Consider the following 8118-nt stretch of genomic DNA (forward strand, 5'->3'; position numbering starts at 1 on the left):
GGACCACTAACCAAACCATTGAATGGAAAGGGGCCAGTACCCCCCTCTAAAAAGAACATATTGCGAACACGGAACAAATGAAGTACATTTGCTCCATCACTGATTCAGTCCCCGCCAACGTTTGTCCGGTTCGCGAATCCCCGCCATAAGGAGCACCCTATGTCCGTCTCTGCCCTGCGTATCGTCGAAGGATCCTCCATGGATAAGAGTAAGGCCCTCTCCGCCGCGCTGTCCCAGATCGAGCGCCAGTTCGGCAAGGGTTCGGTGATGAAGCTGGGCAAAAACGATCGTTCGATGGATGTCGAGACGATATCCTCCGGTTCGCTCGGGCTCGACATTGCGCTCGGCGTCGGCGGCCTGCCGAGGGGGCGGGTGGTGGAAATCTACGGGCCGGAATCCTCGGGCAAAACCACGCTGGCGCTGCACACGGTGGCCGAAGGGCAGAAGAAGGGCGGCATTTGCGCCTTCATCGATGCCGAACACGCGCTCGACCCGGTCTATGCGCGCAAACTCGGCGTCAATATCGACGAACTCCTGATCTCCCAGCCGGACACCGGCGAGCAGGCGCTGGAAATCTGCGACACGCTGGTGCGTTCCGGTGCGGTCGACGTGCTGGTGATCGACTCGGTGGCGGCGCTGGTGCCGAAGGCCGAACTCGAAGGCGAAATGGGCGACGCGCTGCCGGGCCTTCAGGCGCGGCTGATGAGCCAGGCGCTGCGCAAGCTCACCGCCTCGATCAACAAGTCCAACACCATGGTGATCTTCATCAACCAGATCCGGATGAAGATCGGCGTGATGTATGGCTCGCCGGAAACCACGACCGGCGGCAACGCGCTGAAATTCTACGCCTCCGTCCGCCTCGACATCCGCCGCATCGGCGCGATCAAGGAGCGCGACGAGGTGGTCGGCAACACCACCCGCGTCAAGGTGGTGAAGAACAAGCTCGCGCCACCCTTCAAGCAGGTCGAATTCGACATCATGTATGGCGAGGGCGTGTCGAAGATGGGCGAGATCCTCGATCTCGGCGTCAAGGCCGGCATCGTGGAGAAGTCCGGCGCCTGGTTTTCCTATGACAGCCAGCGTTTGGGCCAGGGCCGCGAGAACTCGAAAGCGTTCCTCAAGGCCAATCCCGATATCACCGCCAAGATTGAAACCGCAATCCGCCAGAACTCCGGCCTGATCGCCGAGCAGATTCTGGCCGGCGCACCCGAGCGCGACGCCGACGGCGAAGAGCCCGCGGAGGAGTGATTCCGCCTGCGCGCTGATGATGAAAATGATATTAGACAATGAGCCGGCGTGCGGGACGCGCCGGCTTATGACGATGAGGGCGGATAGATTTCCGCGCGGGCGTCGCAAGCTGCCCGAATAGCGCGGCGGTCTTATTCCGCAGCTTCGGCGTAGTCGCTCACCGGCGGGCAGGAGCAGACGAGGTTGCGGTCGCCGTAGACGTTGTCGACCCGCCCCACCGGGCACCAGTATTTGTCGGTCCGCGACGTGCCGGCCGGAAAGCAGCCCTCGGCGCGGCTGTAGGCGCGCGCCCATGTATCGTCCGCAATGTCATGCACCGTATGCGGCGCATGACGCAGCGGAGAGGCCTCGACCTCCCAGCGGCCGGTTTCGATCTCGGCGATCTCGCGGCGGATCGCGATCATCGCCTCGCAGAAACGATCGATCTCGGCTTTGGATTCGGATTCGGTCGGCTCGATCATCAGCGTACCCGGCACCGGAAAGCTCATGGTCGGCGCGTGGAAGCCGTAATCGATCAGGCGCTTGGCGATGTCATCAACCGTGACGCCGGCTGAACTCTTCAACGGCCTGGGGTCAATGATGCACTCATGCGCAACGCGGCCTTTGGCGTTCCGGTACAGCACCGGAAAATGGCTCGCCAGCCTTTCTGTAATGTAATTGGCGTTGAGGATGGCGATCTCGGTCGCGCGCGTCAGGCCTTCGCCGCCCATCATCAGGATGTAGATATAGGAGATGGTGAGGATTGAGGCCGAGCCATAAGGCGCCGCCGACACCGGACCGACCGCGCTTTTCCCGTTCACAGGATGGCCCGGCAGGAAAGGCGCGAGATGCGCCTTCACGCCGATCGGCCCCATTCCGGGACCGCCGCCGCCATGCGGAATGCAGAACGTCTTGTGCAGGTTGAGATGGCTGACATCGGCGCCGTATTCGCCGGGCCGGGCAAGCCCCACCTGCGCGTTCAGGTTGGCGCCGTCCAGATAGACCTGGCCGCCAAGGCCGTGCACGATGTCGCAGATCTCGCGAATATGCTCCTCGAACACGCCGTGGGTCGAGGGATAGGTGATCATCACGGCCGCGAGGTTTCGGCCGTGCTGTTCGGCTTTCGCGCGCAAATCGCTGACATCGACGTCGCCGCGCGTATCGCACGCCACCACCACAACCTCCATGCCGGCCATATGGGCGGAAGCGGGATTGGTGCCGTGGGCGGAGGAGGGGATCAGGCAGACGTTGCGGTGACTTTCTCCCCGTGATGCATGATAACCGCGGATCGCGAGCAGCCCGGCATATTCGCCCTGCGCGCCCGAATTCGGCTGCAGCGAGATCGCGTCATAGCCGGTGATGTCGCAGAGCCACTTTTGCAGGCGAGCAAACAGCGCGTGATAGCCCTTCGCTTGTTCGCGCGGTGCAAACGGATGCAGCGAGCCGAATTCCGCCCATGTCAGCGGCATCATCTCGGTGGTGGCGTTGAGCTTCATCGTGCAGGAGCCCAGCGGGATCATCGCGCGGTCGAGCGCGAGATCGCGATCTGAGAGCTTGCGCATGTAGCGCAGCAGCTCGGTTTCGGAACGATGGGCGTGAAACACCGGATGGGTGAGGAACGCGCTCTCGCGCTTCATGCCGGCTGGTAGTGCATCATCGGCCGTCCTTTCGACCTCGCCGTAATTGAGCCGGCCGCCGAAGGCGCGCCAAACCGCTTCGACCACCCCGACGGTGGTGGTCTCGTCGAGCGCGATGCCGAGCACGCCGTTGCCGATCCGCAAATTGATTCTTTCAGCCAGTGCGTGGACAACGATCTCTTTTTGCTTTTCGCCGACGCTCACCGACACCGTGTCGAAAAACGTCTCGGATTGCGGCCTGAAGCCGAGCTTGCGCAGGCCTGCCGCGAGCACGGCGGTTCGGCGATGCACGGCGCGCGCGATATGGGTCAGCCCTTCCGGCCCGTGATAGACCGCGTACATCGAGGCGATGATCGCAAGCAGCACCTGCGCGGTGCAGATGTTGGAGGTCGCCTTCTCGCGGCGGATGTGCTGCTCGCGGGTTTGCAGCGCCAGCCGGTAGGCCGGCTGTCCGCGCGAATCCACCGACAGCCCGACAAGCCGTCCCGGCAGCGAGCGTTTCAACCTATCGCGCACCGCCATATAGGCCGCATGCGGTCCGCCATAGCCCATCGGCACGCCGAAGCGTTGCGCCGAGCCGATCGCGATGTCGGCGCCGAGTTCGCCGGGGGAAGCGAGCAGCGTCAGCGCCAAAAGATCGGCGGCGACAACGGCGAGCGCGCCTTTGGCGTGGAGAGCTGCGATGGCCGGCCGCAGATCGCGCACCGCGCCCGAGGAGCCCGGATATTGCAGCAAGCCGCCAAACACGTCAGCACCGTCAAGCTCGTCGAGGGGATCGCCGACGATCAGATTCCATCCCAAGGGCTCCGCGCGGGTGCGCAGCACAGCGAGCGTCTGCGGATGCACGTCGGCATCGACAAAGAACGACCTGGATTTGCTCTGCGCGGCGCGCTCCGCAAGCGCCATCGCTTCCGCCGCCGCGGTTGCCTCATCGAGCAACGAGGCGTTGGCGACATCGAGCCCGGTGAGATCGGCGATCATGGTCTGGAAGTTGAACAAGGCTTCCAGCCGGCCCTGGCTGATCTCCGGCTGGTAGGGCGTATAGGCCGTGTACCAGGCCGGGCTCTCCAGGATGTTGCGCTGGATCACGGAAGGCAAGATCGTGCCGGAATAGCCCTGGCCGATCAGCGAGGTGAACACCTGATTTCTCGAGCCAAGTTCGCGCATATGGGCGAGCGCCTCGGTTTCGCTCAACGGCGTGCCGAGATCGAGCGGCGCTTGTTGCCGGATCGATGACGGCAACGTCTCGGCCATCAACGCCGAGAGACTGGTGGCGCCGACGGTCTTGAGCATCGAGGCGACATCGCGCGGGTCGGGGCCGATATGGCGGCGCGCGAAGGTCGTGGCGGGTTCGGCCAAAGGCTTGAGTGGCGCGGTCATCGGCTTTCCTTCTTTCTGTCATGCTCCGCGAAAGCGGAGCATCCAGTAACCACAGGCATTTGCGTGGAATCGAAATGGCACGGCGTACTGGATCGTCCGCCTTCGCGGACGATGACAGCAGAGGAGGTGTGCAGAGTGGTCCATCATCTCACGCGATGTGTTTCTGATAGGCGGCCTCGTCCATCAGGCCATCGAGTTCGCTCTTGTTCGATATCTTCAGCTTGAAGAACCAGGCCTTGCCTGCGGCATCGGAATTCACCAGCGCCGGTTCGGCGACAACCTCGTCGTTGATTTCCAGGACCTCGCCGGAAAGCGGTGCGTAGACGTCGGAGGCAGCCTTCACCGATTCGACGACGGCGGCGGCTTCCGCCTTTTTCAGGGTGCGGCCGACCTTCGGCAGTTCCACGAAGACGACGTCGCCGAGCTGCGACTGCGCATAGTCCGTCACCCCGATGGTGGCGATGTCGCCCTCGATGCGGATCCACTCGTGGTCGCTGGTGTAAAGCGTCGTCATGCGAAATCCTTCAGCGTTTGTAGGTGTTGGCAACGAACGGCATCGGGGCGACTCGTAAGGGCAGGCGCTGGCCACGTACTTCCGCGAATACGAGATTGGCCGGCGCTACGTGCGGCAACGGCAAATAGCCCATCGCGACCGGCGCATTGAGGCTTGGGCCGAAGCCGCCCGAGGTCACAGTGCCGATCGGTTGAGGGGACACCTCGCTGGCAAACAAGGCTGCGCCTTCGCGTACCGGCGCACGGCCTTCGGGCCTCAGACCAACCCGCCGGCGCGGCGCGCCCTGTTCGAGCTGGCCCAGGATCGCATTCGCGCCGGGAAATCCGCCGGGCCGCGCGCCGCCCTTGCGGCGGCTCTTTTGAATGGACCATTCCAGCGCGCCCTCGACCGGCGTCGTGGCGCCGTCGAGATCATGTCCGTAAAGGCAAAGCCCGGCTTCCAGCCGCAGGCTGTCGCGCGCCCCAAGGCCGATCGGCAGCACGCTTTCGTTCGCGAGCAGTTCGTTCGCAAAGTGCTCGGCGGCTTCCGCGGCCAAGGAAATCTCAAAACCGTCCTCGCCGGTATAGCCCGAGCGGGAGACGAAGCAGTCGATGCCTTCGAGGCGGCGCGGGCCGGCATCCATGAATTTCATCGCCCGTATTTCGGCGTCGAATTTCGCGAGCACGGATTCCGCCTTCGGCCCTTGCAGGGCGATCAGCGCGCGATTGGGGAGAGGCTCGACGAGGCAGACGTCCGAGAGATGCTCTTTCAGAAGCGCCTCGTCCTCGGCCTTGCACGCGGCGTTGACGACCAGAAACAGATGGTCGCCAAAATTCGCCACCATAAGGTCGTCGAGAATGCCGCCAGCTTCATTGGTGAACTGGGCGTAGCGCTGCCGGCCCGGCGCAAGCGCCAGAATGTCCTGCGGCACCAGCCATTCCAGCGCGCGGGCTGCATCCTCGAGGCGGCCTGATTTCGGCCGAAGCGCGATCTGGCCCATATGCGAAACGTCAAACAGGCCGGCGCTGGATCTGACATGCAGATGCTCTTTTAAAACCCCGGTTCCGTACTGCACTGGCATGTCATAGCCGGCAAACGGCACCATCTTGCCGCCGCGGGAAAGATGCAGCGCGTGCAACGGCGTATGCTTTGGAAGCGGTGGGGAGGCGGAAATATCAGCGGCAAGCATCGTTAGGCCCTCGCGGATTTATCGAGGGAGGATTCCCTGAAAAATCCGAAAAAGCCCCATCTGTCGCTGTGCCTGAGAGTATTATCCCGTCGGCGGGCACGTCCGGATCAAACCCGGCAAGTGCCTCTTTCCAGATGTATCAAAGTCACGAGGGTCCTTTTGCCTGAGAGTTTCCGGGGCGGTTGCTCCTTCGGCGCCGGCCATTCAGCCGATCTCTCCCGACGTGACTATATTGGTTAGATAAGCGAAAAAGACGGTCGCGCCAAGCCCGTCAAGGCGAGGCTGCGCCGCTATCAACGTCAAATCATAGGCAATCACGACAAGTCTCTGATCTCCTTGCACTGTTTCTGGACACGGCTTTCCCCCTTGTCTAAAAGCGTTCTCGCCGAGTTCCCGAACATATTCGCGATTGGACCCCATGAGCGGCGTTAACGAAATCAGGTCGACTTTCCTCAGGTTTTTTGCCGATAACGGCCACGAAATCGTGCCGTCGTCGCCGCTCGTGCCGCGCAACGACCCGACGTTGATGTTCACCAATGCCGGCATGGTGCAGTTCAAGAACGTCTTCACCGGCGTCGAGAAGCGCACCTCACAGCGCGCCACCACCTCGCAGAAATGCGTGCGCGCCGGCGGCAAGCACAATGACCTCGACAATGTCGGCTATACCGCCCGCCATCTCACCTTTTTCGAGATGCTCGGCAACTTCTCGTTCGGCGATTACTTCAAGGAACGCGCGATCGAACTCGCCTGGAATCTGATCACCAAGGAGTTTGGGCTGAAGAAGGACAAGCTGCTCGTCACCGTCTATCACAACGACGACGAGGCGGCAGGCTTCTGGAAGAAGATCGCTGGCTTCTCCGAAGATCGCATCATCCGAATCGCGACCTCGGACAATTTCTGGCAGATGGGCGACACCGGCCCCTGCGGGCCGTGCTCGGAGATCTTCATCGACCGCGGCGAGCATATCTGGGGCGGCCCGCCGGGCAGCCCGGAAGAGGACGGCGACCGCTTCCTCGAATTCTGGAATCTCGTCTTCATGCAGTTCGAGCAGCTTGAGGGTGGGGCGCGCAACCCATTGCCTCGCCCCTCGATCGACACCGGCATGGGGCTCGAGCGCATGGCCTGCATCATGCAAGGCGTCGACAGTGTGTTCGAGACCGATACGTTTCGCCAACTGATCGAGGCGACGGCCTCGGCGCTTGGGCAGAGCCCGAAAGACAACAGCATCGCCTCGTTCCGCGTCATTGCCGATCACTTGCGCGCCTCGTCGTTCCTGATTGCCGATGGTGTGCTGCCCTCGAACGAAGGCCGCGGCTATGTGCTGCGCCGGATCATGCGCCGCGCCATGCGGCATGCGCAGTTGTTGGGCGCGCGTGAGCCGCTGATGCATCGCCTGGTCTGGGCGCTGGTGCGCGAAATGGGGCAGGCCTATCCGGATCTGGTCCGTGCCGAAAAACTGATCGAAGATACCTTGGGACAGGAAGAGACCCGCTTCCGCAAGACGCTCGAACGTGGGTTAGCGATCCTCGACGAGAAGAGCGCCGGCCTGAAGAAAGGCGACATGTTCGACGGCGACACCGCGTTCACGCTGTACGACACCTATGGTTTCCCGCTCGACCTGACGCAGGACGCGCTGAAGTCGCGCGGCATCGGCGTCGATCAGGCGTCCTTCACCGACGCGATGGAGCGCCAGCGCAAAAAGGCCCGTGCGGCCTGGGCTGGAAGTGGCGATACCGCAAGCGAAGCGATCTGGTTTCCATTGCGCGAAAAACTCGGCGCCACCGAATTCCTCGGCTATGAGACCGAGACCGCCGAGGGCGTTGTCGGCTCGATCGTGAAAGACGGTGCGGCGGTCGATCAGCTCAAGGCCGGCCAAAGCGGCGCGATCGTGTTGAACCAGACGCCGTTTTATGGCGAATCCGGCGGCCAGGTCGGCGACACCGGCGTCATGACCGGCGAAGGCGTGCGTGTCCGCGTCACCGATACCCAGAAGAAGGCCGGCGATCTTTTTGTCCATCTCGGCACCGTCGAGCAGGGTACCCTGAAAGTCGGAACGGCGTTGCAGCTCGACGTCAATCATTCCCGGCGCGCTTCAATCCGCGCCCATCATTCGGCGACGCATCTGTTGCACGAGGCGCTGCGCCAGGTGTTGGGCGATCACATCGCCCAGCGCGGTTCGCTGGTCGCGCCGG

General features: G+C 62.8%; 5 protein-coding genes and 1 riboswitch. Of the genes, 2 read left to right on the forward strand and 3 right to left on the reverse strand.

Annotated features, from left to right (window positions below):
* The first annotated feature begins 159 nt into the window (after positions 1–159).
* The gene (recA, locus tag WB528_RS01835) at positions 160–1248 is read left to right on the forward strand and encodes a recombinase RecA (protein WP_423886724.1); all 1089 of its coding nucleotides are present in this window, start codon (positions 160–162) and stop codon (positions 1246–1248) included.
* Between the two features lie 131 nt (positions 1249–1379).
* Here the strand turns inward: recA and gcvP are convergent, their stop codons facing one another.
* The 3 genes from gcvP to gcvT all read right to left on the reverse strand — a co-directional run bounded on the left by gcvP (position 1380) and on the right by gcvT (position 5926).
* A complete protein-coding gene (gcvP, locus tag WB528_RS01840) occupies positions 1380–4244 on the reverse strand; it encodes an aminomethyl-transferring glycine dehydrogenase (RefSeq protein ID WP_423886725.1) in 2865 nt (954 codons plus the stop codon).
* A gap of 148 nt (positions 4245–4392) precedes the next feature.
* Positions 4393–4758, reverse strand: a complete 366-nt coding sequence (gene gcvH, locus WB528_RS01845) for a glycine cleavage system protein GcvH (RefSeq protein ID WP_423886726.1) — start codon at positions 4756–4758, stop codon at positions 4393–4395.
* A gap of 10 nt (positions 4759–4768) precedes the next feature.
* Entirely contained in the window at positions 4769–5926 is a 1158-nt protein-coding gene (gene gcvT, locus WB528_RS01850; protein ID WP_423886727.1) for a glycine cleavage system aminomethyltransferase GcvT, read from the reverse strand.
* A 141-nt stretch (positions 5927–6067) separates the two neighbouring features.
* A riboswitch (glycine riboswitch) is annotated at positions 6068–6157 on the reverse strand.
* 187 nt (positions 6158–6344) lie between these two features.
* On the opposite strand from gcvT, the gene alaS reads away from it, so the two are divergent.
* Positions 6345–8118, forward strand: a 1774-nt coding sequence (gene alaS, locus WB528_RS01855; protein WP_423886728.1) for an alanine--tRNA ligase, incomplete at its 3' end; no start/stop codon positions are given.

This window comes from Bradyrhizobium sp. (genome assembly GCF_049586575.1).
In the GTDB taxonomy this organism is placed as follows: domain Bacteria; phylum Pseudomonadota; class Alphaproteobacteria; order Rhizobiales; family Xanthobacteraceae; genus Bradyrhizobium.